The sequence below is a fragment of the Allobosea sp. GW823-FHT02B03 genome (assembly GCF_058797755.1).
On record NZ_JBXAJY010000002.1, the window covers coordinates 242,244 to 258,724 of the forward strand.

Consider the following 16,481-nt stretch of genomic DNA (forward strand, 5'->3'; position numbering starts at 1 on the left):
CCTCACGGCCGGCCTCCCTCGCTGCGGATCAGCCTGAAATCGCCAGGCTCGGCGCCGATGCGGACGCCATCGCCGATCGCGGCGACGCCGCCGGCCTGATGTGTCTCGACATAGACGCTCTCGCCGCCATCGAGCTGGACGGTGTAACGGATCGTCGGGCCGTAATATTCGACGAAGTTGATCCGGCCGGGAAAGACGTTGGGCCCGTCCTGCCCGGACGGATAGATCAGGATACGCTCGGGACGCAGCAGCACACGCACCTGCTCGCCGGCGGCGATCGAGCCCGGCGCCGCCACGAGCAAATCGAGATTGCCGCGGGTGCGCACCGTCAGGACCCCGCCGGACGCTGCGGTGACCGCCCCATCGAAGAAGTTGGTGGTGCCGACGAAATCGGCGACGAACTCCGACTGCGGATCGTCATAGACCTCGGCCGGGCGGGCGATGCGGGCGATCTTGCCGCGATTCATGATCACCACCCTGTCGGACATCGACAGCGCCTCTTCCTGATCATGCGTGACGTAGAGCGTCGTCATCTTCAGACGAGACTGCAATTGCTTCAGCTCGCGCCGCATCGCGACGCGCAAGGCGCGGTCGAGGTTGCTGAGCGGCTCGTCCATCAGCAGGAGCTGCGGCTCCAGCGCCAGCGCGCGGGCCAGGGCGACGCGCTGCTGCTGGCCGCCGGAGAGCTGGCGCGGCAGACGGTCCTCATAACCGGATAGCCCGGTGACCCCGAGCGATTCCTCAATCCTGCGGGCGATGAAGGCCCGGTCGCGCTTGCGCAGCTTGAGACCGAAGGCGACGTTCTCCGCGACCGTCATATGCGGCCACAGCGCATAGTTCTGGAAGACGAAGCCGACCTCGCGCTTCTCAGGCGGCAAATGGGTGACGTCCCGGCCATTGACCCGGATGGTGCCATCGCTCGCCATGATGAAGCCGGCGATCATCCGTAGTGTCGTAGTCTTGCCGCAGCCACTTGGGCCGAGCAGCGAGACGAACTCGCCATGCCCGACCTCGAAGGAGACGTCGTCGACCGCCATGACGTCGCCATAGCGCCTGCAGACGGAAGCGACCTGGATGGCTTTGTCCTGTGATGCGTTCATGTCATCCGCTTTGCCGGATAAAGGCGTCGTAGAAGCCTGGACCGGCGCGCCCGACGAACGGGCGACGCCTTGCGAGGAGTGTGGCGCCGGCGAGCTCGCCCGGCCGGCGCTTGCGAGCGCGCTCACTTGCTCGTCATCTGGTTGAGCTGGTTCTGCCACTTGGCCTTGTTGGCCGTGATCTTCTCCTGATCGGGCAGGAACAGCCGCTTGAACTGCTCGTTCTGAACCAGCAAGTCGCGGTACTGGAAATCGGCGGGGATCGGCGCATTCTGCACGGTCGGGGCGTAGAGATTGCGCGTCGCGAAGGCGATCTGGACCTCGGGGCTCAGGACATAATCGACGAAGGCCTGCGCCTTTGCCGGATCCTTGGCAGCCTTGGTGATATTGATCGTGCTGATCAATGGGAAAGTGCCTTCGGCCGGGCGGGCGAACTTGACGTTCTTGGCCCCCTTTTCCAGCAACTCCTTCATGCGCCCCGTCGCCAGCATGCCGAGCCAGGCGTCCTGCGTCTGGAACAGCGAGACCATCTGGCTTTCGACGTCGAGCGAGCCGATCAGGTTGCCGCTCTTCATCAGCGCCGCCATCTTGTCGAGGCCGGGCTGGATATTATCGATGCCGCCGCCGTTTCGCTCGGCCTGCTGCACGGTCAGGCTGAGCGTCGGGATGTGCTCGAAGCCGTAGATGACGACATGGTTTTTGTAGTCCGGCTTCCAGAGCTCATCCCAGCTGGTCGGCGCCGCCTTCACCTTGTCGGCGTTGTAGGCGAGCACGTAGTCGCCGACATTGACGAAGACCGTATATGGCGAGTGGACAGCGTTCGGATATAGGTTCGCCATGTTCGGGATCTTGGCCTTGTCGAGGGCCAGCCATAGGCCTTCCTTCTCGCCTGCGATCGAGTTCAGCAGCGTGTTGGTGGCGACGTCGACCTGACCGAGCCGCGCCTTGACCAGATGGTCGGGGCTGGCGCCGACGACCCACTCAATCTTGCAGTTGTGGGCCTTCTCGAAGCCGGCAGCGACCGATTCATAGGTCTTCTGATAGCTGCCGCCCCAGGTGGTGACCCTGAGCTTGCATTCCTGAGCAATCACAGGAGAGGTCAACGCGCCGAGCGTCCCGGCGAGCAGCAAAGCCGAAATCGTCCTGTTCATCATGGTGTCCCCGATTCTTGGTTGCAGTCAGATCCGCAGCAGCCCTCTTCTGTCGGAAGGCTCGAATGGCCGGCGCCGTCTGGGCGGCGCCGGAAGAGCTTGCCGCCCTTGGCGGCAGGGGCAGTCAGTGCTTCGCCTTACGGCGGTTCCTGAGATCGGTCAGCGAGTAGCGCGAGTGGATCGCTTCCTGGTCAACGCACATCTCGATCAAGGCCGGCTTGCCGGACACCAGGCAGCGCTCGAAGGCCGGCGCGAACTCCTCGGTCCGGGTGACGCGCTCGGCATGGGCGCCATAGGCCAGCGCCAGCGCGTGGAAGTCGGGATTGACCAGCTGGGTGCCGTTGACGCGGCCCTCGAGGCGGTTTTCCTCGTGGATGCGGATCGTGCCGTACATGTTGTTGTTGAACAGCACGACGATCACCGCCGCTCCGTACTGCACGGCCGTCGCCAGTTCCTCCGAGCTCATCTGGTAGCAACCATCGCCGACGAAATCGACGACGACCCGTTCGGGATGCAGCAACTTGGCCGAGATCGCTGCCGGCAAGCTGTAACCCATCGAGCCGCTGATCGGGCCGAGCTGCGTGTGCAGCCGGTAATGGGCGAAATAGCGCTGGCTCCAGGTCGCATAGGCGCCGACGCCGTTGGTGACGATGGCGTCCTCGGGTAGGCGCTGGCGCAGCCACTTCATCAGTTTCGGCAAGTCGATCTCGCCCGGGCAGGGCCGTGGCGTCGTCTCGATCTCGAAGGTCTTGCGCAAGGTCGCCGTCCACGCGCCGCGCGCGGCATGATCGACCGGCGCATGCCCGGCGAGCCGGCGGGCGAAGGCGTCATTGTCGGCGAGCAAGGCGAGATCGACCTGGAACACCCGGTTGAGCTCGTCGAAGCTGCGGGTGACGTGGACGAATTTCTGCCTGGGCACCGGGATGTCGAAGAGCGTGAACCCTTCCATGTAGCCGGCGCCGATCGTGTTCACGTCGCTGAGGGCGTCGTTGCACATGATGACGAAGTCGGCGTCCTTGACATGCGCCAGCAGCGCCGGGTTCGAGCCGATGCCGATCTCGCCGACATAGCAGGGCAGACGGTGGTCGATGATGTCGCGCCGCCGGAAGGTGGTGACGACTGGGACGTTGTTAGCGAGCGCAAAGGCCTGGATGTCGTCTCGGGCCCCTTCCGTCCAGCCGGAGCCGCCGACGATCAGCAGCGGCTGCTGCGCTGCCGAGAGCATGGCGAATATCTGCGCGACGACCTCGTCCGAAGGCTCGCCGGCAGAGGCCGGGACGCTCGGCTTGCCCGGCGCGATCTCGCACTCCTCCTCGAACACATCCTCCGGCACCACCAGCACGACCGGCCCCATCCGCCCGGTCATCGCCGTCTGGTAGGCGCGCTGCACGAATTCCGGGATGCGCCTGGGGTCGTCGATCTGGGCGACCCATTTCGTCATCGGCGCGAACATGGTGCGGAAGTCGTAGGCCATGAAAGCCTCGCGCTCCATTAGCGCGCGCTTCACTTGCCCGACGATCAGGATCATCGGCGATGAATCCTGATAGGCGGTGTGGACGGCGTTGACTGCGTTGGTCGCGCCCGGGCTGCGGGTGACGAAAGCGATCCCGGGGCGGCCGGTCAGCTTACCATAGGCTTCGGCCATCTGGGCGGCGCCGTTCTCATGGCGGCAGCTGATCGCGCGGATCTCGGGATAGCGGACCCCGAGCGCATCGAGCGCGCAGAGGAAACTCTCGCCGGGAACGTGGTAGATGATCTCGGCGCCGTTGAGCTTCAGCTCGTCGGCGAGGATCTCGCTCCCTTTTCTCATCACCATGACGTCAGTTCCGCTTGAGACATTGTCGAAGGATCATGCTGCGCATCGCCCTCAGCCGATCACGAAGGGGTTAGCAATCTCGTCCGCGGTCGAGAGCCAGACCGCCTTGGTCTGCAGGTATTCGCGGATGCCTTCGGCGCCATTCTCGCGGCCGATGCCGCTCTTCTTGTAGCCGCCGAACGGCGTCGTGTAGGAGATGTCGCGATAAGTGTTGACCCAGACGCTGCCCGCCTCCAGCCGATCCGACATGCGCAAAGCGAGCTTCATGTCGCGGGTCCAGACGCCGGCGGCGAGGCCAAACTCGCTGTCGTTGGCGATCGCGACCGCCTCGTCGACATCGTCGAAGACCAGGGTCGAGAGGATCGGCCCGAAGACCTCCTCGCGCGCGATCCGCATCTCGTTGTTGACGCCGGTGAAGATCGTCGGCTCAACGAAGAAGCCGCGCGCGCACTCCTCGCCATCCGGACGCTTGCCGCCGATCAGCAGCTCGGCGCCGTCCTGGCGGGCGATATCGACATAGCCCAGCACCTTCTCGAACTGCATCTTGTTGGCGATCGGGCCGACCTGGGTGCGGACATCGCGGGGATCGCCGACGCGCGCCGTCTTGGTGAAGGCCGCGAGCTTCTCAACGAACTGATCATGGACACGGCGCTGGACCAGCAGGCGCGAACCGGCGATGCAGGTCTGGCCGGTCGCCCCGAAGATGCCGCCGACCACGCCGCGCACGGCATTGTCGAGATCGGCGTCGTCGAAGACGATGTTCGGCGACTTGCCGCCGAGCTCGAGGCTGACCCGCTTCACGTCCTTCGCCGCCAGCGAATAGAGATGCGCGCCGGTGCCGGTCGAGCCGGTGAAGCCAACATGGCGGGTCAGCGGATGGGTGACCAGCGGCTCGCCGACCTCCTTGCCAAAGCCGGTGACGACATTGATGACACCGGGCGGGAAGCCGGCCGCCTCGACCAGCTCCATCAGCTTCAGCGCGGTGGCTGAGGTGTGCTCGGCCGGCTTCAACACCAGCGTATTGCCGGCAGCGAGCGCCGGCGCGGCCTTCAGCGAAAGCAGGAGAAGCGGCGCGTTCCAGGGCACGATCGCGACGCAGACACCAAGCGGCTCGGGCCGCGAATAGCTCAAAGCCGGCTTGTCGCAAGGGTGCACGACGCCTTCGATCTTATCGGCCAGGCCGGCATAGTAATAATACCATTTCGGGATGTAGCGGATCTGATGCTGCATCTCGGCCAGCAGGCGGCCATTGTCGCGCACCTCGATCTCGGCGAGCAGGTCGGCATGCTCCTCGATCAGCGTGCCCAGTCTATGGATGATCTTGCCGCGCTCCGAAGGGTGCATCTTGCCCCACGGCCCTTCCTTGAAGGCGCGGTGGGCGGCGCGAACGGCACGGTCAGCATCCTCGGCGCCTCCGCGCGCGACCATCGCCCAGGGCTGCGCGGTGAAGGGATCGACCGTCTCGAAATACTGCCCGGAGGCCGGCTTCACCCATTGGCCATCGATGTACATGTCCAGCGTGCGCAGCGCGGGTGAATGCGACGTCATCAGAATCTCTCCCGTCATAGCCGGGCGCAGCGAAACCGAAGCGCTTCCTGGCTAGATTTTTATCATATCATTTCAAATTCGATATGATATCAATAATGGATACTGATCCGATCAATCTTAAGGTGTCAAGCGCCTGCCTGTTGAAAAAATGCGCAACGCACCCATAAAGGCAGCAGAGATCGATACCGTTTTAAAAGCGTTGTGATATCAAAGCTCCCCAAGCAGAGGACCCTTGCATGACCGAGCTGATCCAGGTCACCCAGCCGCTCTACGGGCAGATCAAGACCGCGATCGAAAAGCGGATCCGTGCCGCGGAATGGCCCGCGGACTTCCAGGTCCCGCGCGAGGAGGATCTCGCAGCCGAGTTCGGCGCCTCGGCCCTCACGGTGCGCCGCGCGCTCCGGGAATTGCAGTCCGAAGGTATGCTGGTGCGCGTCCAGGGCCGCGGCACCTTCGTCGTCGGCCCACGCATGCAATGCGCGATCTTCGAGCTCTCCGACGTCTCGGAGGAGATCTCGGCGAGCGGCGGCGTCCACACCAGCGAAGTGATGTCGCTTTGTGCGCTGGCGCCGGACAGCCCCTTTATCGGCCTGCTGGCCCTTCCGGCGGGCAGCACCGTGTTCCACTCGCGCCTGCTGCACAAGGAAGACGGCACGCCAGTCCAGATCGAGGACCGCTTCGTCAACGCCGCCGAGGCGCCCGCCTATCTCGAGCAGGACTTCACCCGGATCACGCCGCACGCCTATCTGCTGCGCATGACCGAGGTCACCTTCGTCGACAACACGATCCGCGCCATCCGGCCCGATGACGAAAGCCGAGAAGCCCTCCAGATCGACACCAACCAGCCATGCCTGCTGCTCGACCGCCGGACCTGGCGCGGCGACGTGCCGGTGACGCGCAGCCGCTTCCTCTATCCGGGAGACCGCTATCGCCTGCGCAGCGCCCATGAGGCAACGTCGGCCCAGCCGGTCATTTCGGCGCCGGGCGGCACCGGGCAGTTCCCAAGGCGAATCCGCTAGCGCGAGCGCGCTCCGAACCGCGGCGGCCTAACCCTGGCTCCGCGAAAGGCGACATGCGGTCTCGAGGACCATGGCAATCAGTTCCTCCTGCCGCTCCTGGGTGAACCGGTAGCTCGGTACGGTCACCGTGATGCTGCCGACGACCTTGCCGCGCACATCATGGGTGACGGCCGAGATCGCGCTGATCTCGTCGTCGAGCTCGCCAAAATTGAGTGCATAGCCGCGCTGGCGGGCCGTCGTCAGCTCCTGCTTCAACGCAGCGGGCTCGGTGATCGTCCGCTCGTTGAAGCGCTCCAGCGGGCCAGCACAATAGGTCTCGATCACCTCGCTCGGCTCATGGGCGAGCAGGATCTTGCCGCAGGCGGTGCAGTGGCCGGGGTCGCGCCGGCCCTGCTCGGAGAAGATCCGGACAGCACCAGGGCCGGGAACCTGCTCGATCGTCACGGCATAGCTGCCATCCCACATGTTGAAGCTGGCGGTCTCGCCCGATCGCGCCGCCAACTCCTCGAGGGCGGGCCGAACCAGATCCTTGATGTGAAGCTCGGCCAGCACGGGCGCGGCGAGCAGGACAAGGCCGGGCCCGAGCTTAATCCGGGCCGAGGCGGCATCGCGCTCGACCAACCGCGCCGCCACCAGGGTCGCGACCAGCCGCGAGATCGAGCTTTTGTGCAGCCCGATGCGCCGCGCGATCTCATTGATGCCGAGCGGCTCGAGCGATCCAGACAGGCATCGCAGAATGGCGATCGCATGCTCGACCGCGCCGACCGTGGCACCTCGCGCCTCGCCTGGTGACGCAACGGGATTTTCCATCAGTACACGCTCCCGCATCTCGCTTGACGAGACCCGTAAAGGCTGACAAGCTCTTATTGTGCAACACTGTTGTGCATTGCGCAACATAATTTTCCCGAGGAAGAACGGCCCTGTTCGCTCGAACCTGGCTGAGCAATTCGGGGGCGCTGGTGGGCACGCCGGTCAAGGGGGATCGCGGAGACGCGACGCCGGGCGATGAACGGGTACGACCCGGAAGCCGTTCGGAAAAACGGGGAGGTTTTGATGCACAAGCTCGGAATTCTGACAGTGTCTCTCGCTGCCATGCTCAGCTTCGGTGGCGTGACCATCGAGGCGCGGGCCCAAGCACCGGCGATGAAGAAGATCACGTTCCTCACCAACTACGTCTACAACGGCCGCCACGCGCCGTTCTTCGTCGGCCGCGACAAGGGCTTCTACAAGGAAGCCGGCTTCGACATCGATATTGCACCGGCAACCGGCAGCGGCTTCGTCATCGCCGCCGTCGATGGCGGCAAGGCCGATTACGGCATGGCCGAGGTTGGCCCCGTCGTGCAGGCGGTCGCCAAGGGCGCCAAACTCAAAGCCTTCATGGTCTACACCGACGTCACCACCAGCGGCCTCGCCTCGCTGACCCCGTTCAAGACGCCGGAGTCGATCATCGGCAAGCGCATCGCCGCCTCGCAGACCGACAGTGCCCGCGTCGTGCTGCCGATCATCTTCGACGAAAAGAAGCTCGACGCCTCCAAGCTGGACTGGCAGGCGGCCGATCCGGGGGTCTATTTCTCCCTGCTGCTCAGCAACCGGACCGACCTGTTCACCGCCAGCTCCGACGGCGACATGCCGGCCCTGACCAAGGTCGCAGTGGCACAGGGCAAGGACGTCGAGTTCTCCAGCTTCGTCGACTGGGGCTACGACGTCTTCGGCTACGTCCTCGTAGCGGCCACGCCGACCCTGGAGAAGAATCTCGACGAGGCCAAGCGCTTTGCGGCCGCAACGCGCAAGGCGGTCGAATACGCCATCAAGAACCCGGAAGAGACCGCCGATATCATGGTCAAGGCCAATCCGGCGATGAACCGCGACACCGTGCTGACACAGTGGATCGGCGCGATCAAGTCGATCCAGACGCCCTACACCGCCGAGCATGGCTACGGCGCGGCCGAGGACAAGCGCATCCAGCGCACGATTGACCTGGTCAAGAAGGCGCTGAAGCTCGACGCGACGCTGACGCCCGACGACCTCTTCGCCATCAAGGGGAAGTAGGCCGCTCCGGCCGCACTCCTCAGCCTGCCGACAGTAATCCGGAAGCCTCCATGTCCACCTCCCTCGTCATCGACAACTTGTCGAAGACCTTCGGCTCGACCTTGGCGATCGACCAGGCGTCCTTCTCGGTGCCCGAGAACAGCTTCGTCTCGATCGTCGGGCCGAGCGGCTGCGGCAAGTCCACCTTGCTGCGCATCGCCGCCGGTCTGGTGCGCGCCAGCAGCGGCCGCATCAAGCTGCGTGGGCAGGAGGTCACCGGCCCGATCCGCGACGTCGGCATGGTCTTCCAGTCGCCGGTGCTGCTGCCCTGGCGCACCACCCTCGGCAACATCCTCTTCGTCGCCGAGATGGGCGGGCTGCGCGCCGCAGACTATGAGGGGCGCGCCCGCGAGCTGATGGCGCTTGCCGGCCTCTCCGGATTTGAGGACAGCCGCCCGTTCGAATTGTCCGGCGGCATGCAGCAGCGCGCCGCAATCTGCCGAGCGATGCTGCTCAAGCCGTCATTAATCCTGATGGACGAGCCCTTCGGCGCCCTTGACGTCATCACCCGCGAGCGCATGGGCTTCGCGCTTCAGACATTGTGGGAGGAGAGCCGCAACACCGTGCTCTTCGTCACCCACAGCATCACCGAGGCCGTGCTGCTCTCCGACATCGTCGTGGTGATGTCGCCGCGGCCGGGCCGGATCCACGACATCGTCGAGATCGACCTGCCGCGCTCGCGCACCACCGCGACCCTGCGCGATCCCCGCTTCGTCGCCTTTGCCGCCCGAGTGCGCGAGGGCATCGAAGCCGGCGAGACGGAGTATTGACGATGGCCGAAACCTCCCTCGTCGCGCGCCTGCGCCCGCTCCTCTTTCTTGCCCTACTGCTGCTGGCCTGGGAGATCGGCGCGCCGCTGCTGGGCATCCCCGGCTATGTGCTGCCGCTGCCGTCGGCGATCGCCGCCCGCTTCGCCGAGACCGCCTCGCTCCAAATGCACGGGCTGTTCATGACCGGGATGACCACGCTCGTCGGCCTGGTCCTGGCGCTGGTCTTCGGCGTGCTGCTCGCGCTGGTCGTGGTCTATGTCCCGGTGCTGCGCTCGATCGTGATGCCGCTGCTCGCCGCCTTCAACTCGATCCCGAAGATCGCGGTGGCGCCGCTGTTCGTGATCTGGTTCGGCCTTGGCGTCGAATCCAAGATCATTCTCGCCTTCCTGCTCGCCCTGTTCCCGATCTTCGTAAACTCGCTGACCGGGCTCGGCGAGATCGAGGCCGATGTCATCGACCTCTCGACGCTGGCCGGCGGCACGCGGTGGCGCATCTTCACCAAGGTGCGCCTGATGAACGCCGTCCCCTACATCACCGACGCGCTCAAGGTCGCCTTCCCGCTAGCGCTGGTCGGCTCGATCGTCGGCGAGTTCATCGGCGGCAACAGCGGCATCGGCCATCTCATCCTGTTCGGCCAGTTCAACATGGACACCCCGCTCGTCTTCGCGGCGCTGGTCTCGATCACCGTCTTCACCACGCTCGGCATCGGGGCGGTCTCGCTGTTCGAGCGCATGGCCCTGACCTGGCGCCCCTCGCAACGCCGGCGCTGACGCGCCCGCCCCCGGCATCACATCCGCAAGGACAATCCGATGAGAAACTACATCGCCCGCCTGAAGGAGAGAGGCGATCTCCTGGTCGTCGACAGGGAGGTCGACCCCTTCCACGAGCTCGCCGCCGTGACCCATGCCGCGCAGAAGCGCTGGGGCAAGCCGATCCTGTTTAACAAGGTCAAGGGCACCCGCTTCCCGGTCGTCACCAATGTCTACGGCTCGCGCGAGCGGCTGGCCGAGATCATTGGCATCGACGCCGCCGATTTCTGCCGGCAGTGGAGCAATCTCGCCAATCTCGGCAGCGGTGCCGGCGGCCCCGCCTTCGTGCAGTCGCAGGATGACGAGCTGATCGAGTGCAAGCTCTCCGAGCTGCCGCTGATCACCTATTCCGACCGCGACGCCGCCCCTTACTTCACCTCGGCGATGTTCATCGCCAAGGATCCCGAGACCGGCGTCGGCAACCTGTCCTATCACCGCTCGATGTTCGTCAGCGACCAGGAGCTGCGCTGCCGGCTGGCGCCGCGCCACCATCTGACGATCTATCACGAGAAGGCCGAGAAGATGGGCAAGCCGCTCGAGGCGGCTATGCTGATCGGCGCGCCCTCGACCTCGTTCCTGACCGCCGCCGCGCCCCTGCCCTATGATGTCGATGAGCTGGAGGTCGCGGCGCGCCTGAAGGGCAGCCCGATCGCGATGCGCAAATGCAAGCACATCGACCTCGAAGTGCCCGCGGATACCGAGATCGTTATCGAGGGCCGCTTCCTGCCGAACGAGCGCCGGCCCGAGGGGCCGTTCGGCGAGTTCATGGGCTACTATGTCCCCGAAGGTCCGAACGCGGTCTTCGAGGTGCTCGGCGTCACCGTCCGCAAGGACGCCGTCTTCCACTCGATCCTGTGCGGCTCGGCTGAAGAGGTGCTGACGCTAGAGCTCTCGGTCTCGGCCAATATCTACCAGCGCCTCAGCGCCGCGCTGCCGGGCATCCTCGACGTCACCTGCCAACCCTTCGTCAACCATGCCATCGTCAAGATGGATACGCAGTTCGAAGGCCATGCCCGCCAGGTCATGCTGGCGACGATCGGCGCCGAACCGATCTGGGCCAAGATCATCACCGTCGTCGATCCCGACGTGAACATCTACGACATGGACGACGTGATGTGGGCGACGCTGACGCGCTGCCGGCCCGACAAGGACATGCTGATCATCCCGGAGACGCCGTCCTTCTATCGCGACGAACAGAAGGACCATTGGGGCCGCCTCCTGATCGATGCGACGAAGCCGTTCCACCGCAAGCCGGAATTCGAGCGCAAGAAGATCCGCCTCGCCGACCAGGTCAATCTCTCCGACTGGTTCGACAACGCCTGAGGGTAGCGGGTTTCCCATGAGCGATCACGACACGCCCGCGCGCATCATCGTCGGCATCAGCGGCGCCTCCGGCGCCGTCTACGGCGTGCGGGCGCTCGAATTTCTGGCGGCAGCGGGCGTCGAGACCCATCTCGTCGTCACGCGCTCGGCCCATCTAACGCTGTTGCAGGAGCTCGGCATGAGCCCTGCGGCGCTCGCCGAGAAAGCGAGCGTCGTGCACAACATCCAGGACATCGGCGCGACGATCTCCAGCGGCTCCTTCCGCACGCTCGGCATGCTGATCGCCCCCTGCTCCGTCCGCACCATGTCGGAGATCGCGACCGGCGTGACTTCGACGCTGATCAGCCGGGCGGCCGATGTCGTGCTCAAGGAGCGCCGCAAGCTGGTGCTGATGGTCCGCGAGACCCCACTGCATCTCGGCCATCTCAGGACTATGACCAGCCTCGCCGAGATGGGCGCTATCATTATGCCTCCGGTGCCTGCTTTCTACGCCCTGCCGGAGACGATCGCCGACATGGTCGACCACAGCGTCGGCCGCGCGCTCGACCTGTTTGGCGTCGATTGCGGCGCGGTCCGCCGCTGGGCCGGCATGGCGGCCGCCCGCAAGGCCGCTTCCGAATCCTGAGCTCACGAGCCCCGGTCATGACACCATCCGCGCATCACCCCAGACGTCGCCCGGTGCATGGCGCGATGATTGGCGTCATCGTGCTCGACACCGGCTTCGACCGTCTGCCCGGCGACGTCGCCAACACCGCGACCTGGCACTTTCCGGTGCAGTTCCGCGTCGTGCGCGGCGTCACGCCGAAGGATGTGATCGAGGGCGATCCGCAGCAGGCGCTCGGGCCGTTCCTCGACGCCATAGACGATCTCGTCGCGATCGGCGCCGCCGGCATCACCACGAGTTGCGGCTTCCTTGCCGCAGTCCATCCAGAACTGCGCCGCCATTCTCCGGTGCCGATCGCGACCTCCAGCCTGATGCAGATCCCGCTCGCCTTGAGCCTGCTGCCCGAGGGCAGGACGGTCGGCGTGATCGTCTCGGACCGCAAGGCGCTGCAGGACCGGCATTTCTACAATGTCGGCGCCCCGACCGGCCTGCCGCTCGGCGAATTGCCGGTGGACGGCGTCATCCGCTCGCATATGCGCGAGAACCGGCCGCTCGCCGACCACGAAGCCCAGGAGCGCGAGGTGCTGGCGGTCGTCGAGCGCATGCTCGCCGAAACTCCCGCGATCGGCGCCATCGTCAGCGAATGCGCCAACCTGCCGCCGCATTCGGCGGCGATCCAACGCGCCTTCGGCTTGCCGGTCTTCGACATCGTCACCCTCGTCGACTGGCTGCATTCATCTATTCGGCCGCGGGCCTATGGCGGCGATCCGAGGCCGCGCAGATGAGCTACGACCTCGTCGTGGTCGGCGGCGGGCTGATCGGCGCCGCGATCGCCTGGGGCGCGAGCCGGACCGGTGCGAGCGTCGCGCTGCTAGACGAGGGCGACGTCGCCTACCGGGCCTCGCGCGGCAATTTCGGCCTGATCTGGCTGCAGGGCAAAGGCGTCGGCAAGCCGGCCTATATGCACTGGTCGCTGCGGGCCGGCCGCCTATGGAAAGACCTCGCCGAGGAACTCCATGCCGCCACCGGCCTCGATACCGGCTGGCGCCAGACCGGCGGCCTGCATTTCTGCTTTTCCGAAGCCGAGCTCGACAAGCGCCGCGATGTCCTCGCCCGCAGCCAGGCCGATGGTGGCGAGATCACCATGCAGTTCCTTGACCGCACGGCGCTGCGCGACCTCGTGCCGGGCATCGGTCCCGAGGTCGTGGGCGCCTCCTTCTCGCCGGAGGATTCCCATGTCAGCCCGCTCTATCTGCTACGCGCCTTGCAGCAGGCCCTGCAGGATGGCGGCGGCAGCTACCGACCCGGCATCGCCGTCAACGAGATCCGTCCCGAGGCCGGCGGCTTTACCGTCGCGACCCCGACCGGGTCGGTCCATGGCCGCCGCATCGTCCTCGCCGCCGGGCTCGGCTCCGCCCGGCTCGCGCCGCAGCTCGGGCTGTCGATGCCGGTCGAGCCCGAGCGCGGCCAGATCGCGGTGACGGAGCGCGTGCGCCCCTGCTTCCCCTATGCCGCCAACTGCCTGCGCCAGACCGCCGAGGGCTCCTTCCTGTTCGGCAGCAGCCATGAGAAGGTCGGCTTCAACGACAGCACGCAGGTTACGACCGCCGCCGATCTCTGCGCCACGGCGCTGCGCGTCCTGCCTGGGCTGGAGGCGGTCGGGGTGGTGCGCTTCTGGGGCTCGCTGCGGGTCATGACGCCGGACGGCCTGCCAATCTATGAGGAATCCAGGCGCTATCCCGGCGCCTTCGCCGCGACCTGCCATAGCGGGGTGACGCTCGCCAGCGTGCATGCCTTCGACATCGGCCCGGCGGTTGCGGCCGGCGCCCTTCCCGCGGCGGTCGCCAGTTTCGGAAGCGGACGGTTCGATGTTCAGGCGCATTGAGCCCGGCGCTCCCGAGGGCAGCCCGACGCTGAGCTTCGAGGGCCGCGAAATCGCCTTTCACCCCGGTGACAGCCTCGCCGCGGCGCTGCTCGCCGCCGGCATCGTCGCGCTGCGACAGAGCCCAGTCGATTACTCGCCGCGCGCGCCCTATTGCATGATGGGCATCTGCTTTGAATGCCTCGTCGAGATCGACGGCCGCCAGAACCAGCAGGCCTGCCTGACACCGGCTGAGGACGGCATGGTGGTGCGCCGCCAGATCGGCGCGAGGCAGTTGCCATGACGCCGGACTGGGATGCGATCGTGATCGGGGCGGGCCCTGCCGGCATGGCGGCAGCCGCGACCCTGGCCGAAGGCGGCGCCCGCACCCTGCTGCTCGACGAGCAGGCCGAGCCCGGCGGCCAGATCTACCGTGCCATTGAGCGCAACCGGAGGAACGCTCGGCTCTCCACGATCCTCGGAGCCGATTATTTGCGCGGCGCGGCGCTCGCTCAACGCCTGCGCGCCTCTGGCGCCCAGTTACGCTTCTCCAGCACGGTCTGGCGAGTCGAGCCGGGCGCTGCGGTGTGGTCGCGCACGAACGATACGGTCGCGCTCGACCGAACGAAGGCGCTGGTGATCGCGACTGGCGCGATGGAGCGTCCCGTGCCACTGGCGGGCTGGACCTTGCCGGGCGTGATGACGGTCGGCGCCCTCCAGATCCTGCTGAAGACCGGCGGTCTCGTGCCGAACGGGAAGCTCGTCCTCGCCGGCACCGGCCCGCTCTTCTACCTCTTCGCGCGGCAATGCCTCGATGCTGGCGTCGAGCACTTGACCTTGCTCGATACTGCCCAATCCCGGAACATCCCCGCCGCACTGCCGCATCTGCCGCGCGCTTTAACTGGCCAGGGTTGGCGCTATCTCGCCAAAGGCGCCGGCCTGCTTGCGGCACTGACGATCGGGCGGGCACAGCTCTTCCGTGGTGTCAGCGAGATCGCGATCGAGGGCGAGGAGCGCGCCACCGCTATCCGCTTCTGCATCAGGCGAACGCCGCACCGGCTCGCCTGCGATCTGATCGGCTTGCATGAGGGCGTGATCCCGCAGCAGCAGCTTTCGCGCTCGCTCGGCTGCAGCTTCGATTGGAACGATGCCCAGTCCTGCTTCCAGCCGCGCCGCGATGCATGGGGCGCCAGCACGCTGCCCGGCATCTTCATCGCAGGCGATGCCGGCGGCATCGTCGGGGCAGAGGCCAGTCGCCATGAAGGTGATGCCGCCGCCCTCGCCATCCTGTCGGAACTCCGCCGGATCACCCCAGCCGAACGCGACGCCCGCGTGCACAGCGTCCGAAGAGCGCACGACGCCCATCTTACGGCCCGGCCGTTCCTCGACCGCCTGTACCGGCCGAGCCCGGACCTCGTCGCACCGCCGGACCCGGTCACGATCTGCCGCTGCGAAGCGGTTTGCGCCGGCTCGCTTCGGCAGGCGGTGGAGCGCGGGGTTCTCGGCCCCAGCCAGGCGAAAGCCTTCCTGCGTATCGGCATGGGCCCGTGCCAGGGACGGCTCTGCGGGCCGAGCGTGACCGGCCTGATCGCGCGGGAGACGGACCGGAGCGAGGCCGAGACAGGCTATTATCGCGTCCGCGACCCGATCAAGCCGGTCACCGTTGGCGAACTGGCAAGGGCCTCGCTGCGAAATGCTGCGCGGCATGGAGACTGACATGAGCAAGCTCGACCTCGACAGCCAGCTCTGGCGCTTCGCGCTGGAATTCTACGCGCTGCCCGGTGTCGCCGAGGCCTGCCTGACGCTCCAGGACGAAGCCGGTCTCGATGTGATCCAGCTGCTGGCCGCGACCTATGCGGAGCTGATCCTGCAGCGGCCGCTCTCTGCGGAGGGTGTCGCGGAGCTCGACCGGCTGACGGCCGAATGGCGGGCCGCCACAGTCCTGCCACTGCGCGCGATCCGCCGTGTCCTCAAGCCACCGAGGGATGGCTTTCCCGAGGAACGGCAGCTGCTGCGGGAGAAGGTCAAGGCCGCCGAACTGCTCGCCGAGCAGATCCAGCTCGCCATGACCGAGCAATGGCTGGGCCAGCGCGCGGCGAAATCCGGACTGTCGATACGGGAGGTATTCGCACTAATCCCGAAGGATGATGCCGCTGGACAGCCGAGAAACGACCGAGCGATCGGCATCGCGCTCTCAGCCCTTGAAACCGCTATGGAACACGTCATTCGAAACTGCGGAAATACCAAGAAGCTCGGCGACCAGTGAATAACTGGAGATCACATCGGTCTCTTTCGCGGCGATTCCGGAGCGCTTTTGAGAATAGAGACGTCGTGCAAATCAGTTGTCGCCCCCCCACAAGCTGCTCCGGAAGCTGAAACTGAGCCCCTTTCTCCG

At 66.0% G+C, this 16,481-nt stretch carries 16 protein-coding genes; 11 read left to right on the forward strand and 5 right to left on the reverse strand.

Going from position 1 to position 16,481, the window contains the following annotated elements:
- Window positions 1–2: 2 nt before the first annotated feature.
- The 4 genes from AC1REK_RS06030 to AC1REK_RS06045 all read right to left on the reverse strand — a co-directional run bounded on the left by AC1REK_RS06030 (window position 3) and on the right by AC1REK_RS06045 (window position 5,612).
- Window positions 3–1,100 carry an ABC transporter ATP-binding protein gene (locus AC1REK_RS06030; protein ID WP_492270322.1) on the reverse strand — a complete coding sequence of 366 codons (1,098 nt, stop codon included), beginning with the start codon at window positions 1,098–1,100 and terminating at the stop codon, window positions 3–5.
- Window positions 1,101–1,222: 122 nt separating this feature from the next.
- On the reverse strand, window positions 1,223–2,248 hold the full coding sequence (locus AC1REK_RS06035; RefSeq protein WP_492270321.1) for an extracellular solute-binding protein: 1,026 nt from the start codon (window positions 2,246–2,248) through the stop codon (window positions 1,223–1,225).
- Window positions 2,249–2,372: 124 nt separating this feature from the next.
- Entirely contained in the window at window positions 2,373–4,064 is a 1,692-nt protein-coding gene (locus tag AC1REK_RS06040) for a thiamine pyrophosphate-binding protein (protein ID WP_492270320.1), read from the reverse strand.
- Between the two features lie 51 nt (window positions 4,065–4,115).
- On the reverse strand, window positions 4,116–5,612 hold the full coding sequence (locus tag AC1REK_RS06045; protein WP_492270319.1) for an aldehyde dehydrogenase: 1,497 nt from the start codon (window positions 5,610–5,612) through the stop codon (window positions 4,116–4,118).
- Between the two features lie 236 nt (window positions 5,613–5,848).
- On the opposite strand from AC1REK_RS06045, the gene hutC reads away from it, so the two are divergent.
- A complete protein-coding gene (gene hutC, locus AC1REK_RS06050; RefSeq protein ID WP_492270318.1) occupies window positions 5,849–6,631 on the forward strand; it encodes a histidine utilization transcriptional repressor HutC in 783 nt (260 codons plus the stop codon).
- Window positions 6,632–6,658: 27 nt separating this feature from the next.
- Here hutC and AC1REK_RS06055 read toward each other — a convergent pair whose 3' ends face one another.
- A complete protein-coding gene (locus tag AC1REK_RS06055) occupies window positions 6,659–7,441 on the reverse strand; it encodes an IclR family transcriptional regulator (RefSeq protein ID WP_492270317.1) in 783 nt (260 codons plus the stop codon).
- A 243-nt stretch (window positions 7,442–7,684) separates the two neighbouring features.
- Here AC1REK_RS06055 and AC1REK_RS06060 point away from each other — a divergent pair, with 243 nt between their 5' ends.
- Genes AC1REK_RS06060 through AC1REK_RS06105 form a run of 10 tightly spaced genes read left to right on the forward strand, consistent with a single transcriptional unit; the run spans window position 7,685 to window position 16,352 of the window.
- Window positions 7,685–8,680 carry an ABC transporter substrate-binding protein gene (locus AC1REK_RS06060; protein WP_492270316.1) on the forward strand — a complete coding sequence of 332 codons (996 nt, stop codon included), beginning with the start codon at window positions 7,685–7,687 and terminating at the stop codon, window positions 8,678–8,680.
- 50 nt (window positions 8,681–8,730) lie between these two features.
- The gene (locus AC1REK_RS06065; protein ID WP_291636996.1) at window positions 8,731–9,489 is read left to right on the forward strand and encodes an ABC transporter ATP-binding protein; all 759 of its coding nucleotides are present in this window, start codon (window positions 8,731–8,733) and stop codon (window positions 9,487–9,489) included.
- 2 nt (window positions 9,490–9,491) lie between these two features.
- The gene (locus AC1REK_RS06070) at window positions 9,492–10,259 is read left to right on the forward strand and encodes an ABC transporter permease (RefSeq protein ID WP_492270315.1); all 768 of its coding nucleotides are present in this window, start codon (window positions 9,492–9,494) and stop codon (window positions 10,257–10,259) included.
- Window positions 10,260–10,298: 39 nt separating this feature from the next.
- Window positions 10,299–11,621: a UbiD family decarboxylase gene (locus tag AC1REK_RS06075; RefSeq protein WP_492270314.1), complete on the forward strand. Its 1,323-nt coding sequence runs from the start codon at window positions 10,299–10,301 to the stop codon at window positions 11,619–11,621.
- 16 nt (window positions 11,622–11,637) lie between these two features.
- Entirely contained in the window at window positions 11,638–12,246 is a 609-nt protein-coding gene (locus AC1REK_RS06080) for a UbiX family flavin prenyltransferase (RefSeq protein ID WP_492270313.1), read from the forward strand.
- Between the two features lie 17 nt (window positions 12,247–12,263).
- A complete protein-coding gene (locus tag AC1REK_RS06085) occupies window positions 12,264–13,010 on the forward strand; it encodes an aspartate/glutamate racemase family protein (RefSeq protein WP_492270312.1) in 747 nt (248 codons plus the stop codon).
- Entirely contained in the window at window positions 13,007–14,110 is a 1,104-nt protein-coding gene (locus AC1REK_RS06090; protein WP_492270311.1) for an NAD(P)/FAD-dependent oxidoreductase, read from the forward strand. Before AC1REK_RS06085 ends, AC1REK_RS06090 begins: the two co-directional genes overlap by 4 nt.
- Window positions 14,094–14,390, forward strand: coding sequence for a (2Fe-2S)-binding protein (locus AC1REK_RS06095; protein WP_492270310.1), 297 nt, complete (start codon window positions 14,094–14,096; stop codon window positions 14,388–14,390). Before AC1REK_RS06090 ends, AC1REK_RS06095 begins: the two co-directional genes overlap by 17 nt.
- Entirely contained in the window at window positions 14,387–15,802 is a 1,416-nt protein-coding gene (locus AC1REK_RS06100) for an FAD/NAD(P)-dependent oxidoreductase (protein ID WP_492270309.1), read from the forward strand. The genes AC1REK_RS06095 and AC1REK_RS06100 overlap by 4 nt, the downstream gene beginning before the upstream one ends.
- Window positions 15,780–16,352, forward strand: coding sequence for a TIGR02444 family protein (locus AC1REK_RS06105; protein ID WP_492270308.1), 573 nt, complete (start codon window positions 15,780–15,782; stop codon window positions 16,350–16,352). Before AC1REK_RS06100 ends, AC1REK_RS06105 begins: the two co-directional genes overlap by 23 nt.
- The last annotated feature ends 129 nt before the right edge of the window (window positions 16,353–16,481 follow it).

Coding starts and splice junctions, on each gene's coding strand:
- AC1REK_RS06105 (WP_492270308.1), top strand. CDS start 15,780: ATGCTGCGCGGCATGGAGACTGACATGAGCAAGCTCGACCTCGACAGC.
- AC1REK_RS06090 (WP_492270311.1), top strand. CDS start 13,007: ATGAGCTACGACCTCGTCGTGGTCGGCGGCGGGCTGATCGGCGCCGCG.
- AC1REK_RS06065 (WP_291636996.1), top strand. CDS start 8,731: ATGTCCACCTCCCTCGTCATCGACAACTTGTCGAAGACCTTCGGCTCG.
- AC1REK_RS06080 (WP_492270313.1), top strand. CDS start 11,638: ATGAGCGATCACGACACGCCCGCGCGCATCATCGTCGGCATCAGCGGC.
- AC1REK_RS06060 (WP_492270316.1), top strand. CDS start 7,685: ATGCACAAGCTCGGAATTCTGACAGTGTCTCTCGCTGCCATGCTCAGC.
- hutC (WP_492270318.1), top strand. CDS start 5,849: ATGACCGAGCTGATCCAGGTCACCCAGCCGCTCTACGGGCAGATCAAG.
- AC1REK_RS06045 (WP_492270319.1), bottom strand. CDS start 5,612: ATGACGTCGCATTCACCCGCGCTGCGCACGCTGGACATGTACATCGAT.
- AC1REK_RS06055 (WP_492270317.1), bottom strand. CDS start 7,441: ATGGAAAATCCCGTTGCGTCACCAGGCGAGGCGCGAGGTGCCACGGTC.
- AC1REK_RS06085 (WP_492270312.1), top strand. CDS start 12,264: ATGACACCATCCGCGCATCACCCCAGACGTCGCCCGGTGCATGGCGCG.
- AC1REK_RS06030 (WP_492270322.1), bottom strand. CDS start 1,100: ATGAACGCATCACAGGACAAAGCCATCCAGGTCGCTTCCGTCTGCAGG.
- AC1REK_RS06035 (WP_492270321.1), bottom strand. CDS start 2,248: ATGAACAGGACGATTTCGGCTTTGCTGCTCGCCGGGACGCTCGGCGCG.
- AC1REK_RS06040 (WP_492270320.1), bottom strand. CDS start 4,064: ATGGTGATGAGAAAAGGGAGCGAGATCCTCGCCGACGAGCTGAAGCTC.
- AC1REK_RS06075 (WP_492270314.1), top strand. CDS start 10,299: ATGAGAAACTACATCGCCCGCCTGAAGGAGAGAGGCGATCTCCTGGTC.
- AC1REK_RS06095 (WP_492270310.1), top strand. CDS start 14,094: ATGTTCAGGCGCATTGAGCCCGGCGCTCCCGAGGGCAGCCCGACGCTG.
- AC1REK_RS06070 (WP_492270315.1), top strand. CDS start 9,492: ATGGCCGAAACCTCCCTCGTCGCGCGCCTGCGCCCGCTCCTCTTTCTT.
- AC1REK_RS06100 (WP_492270309.1), top strand. CDS start 14,387: ATGACGCCGGACTGGGATGCGATCGTGATCGGGGCGGGCCCTGCCGGC.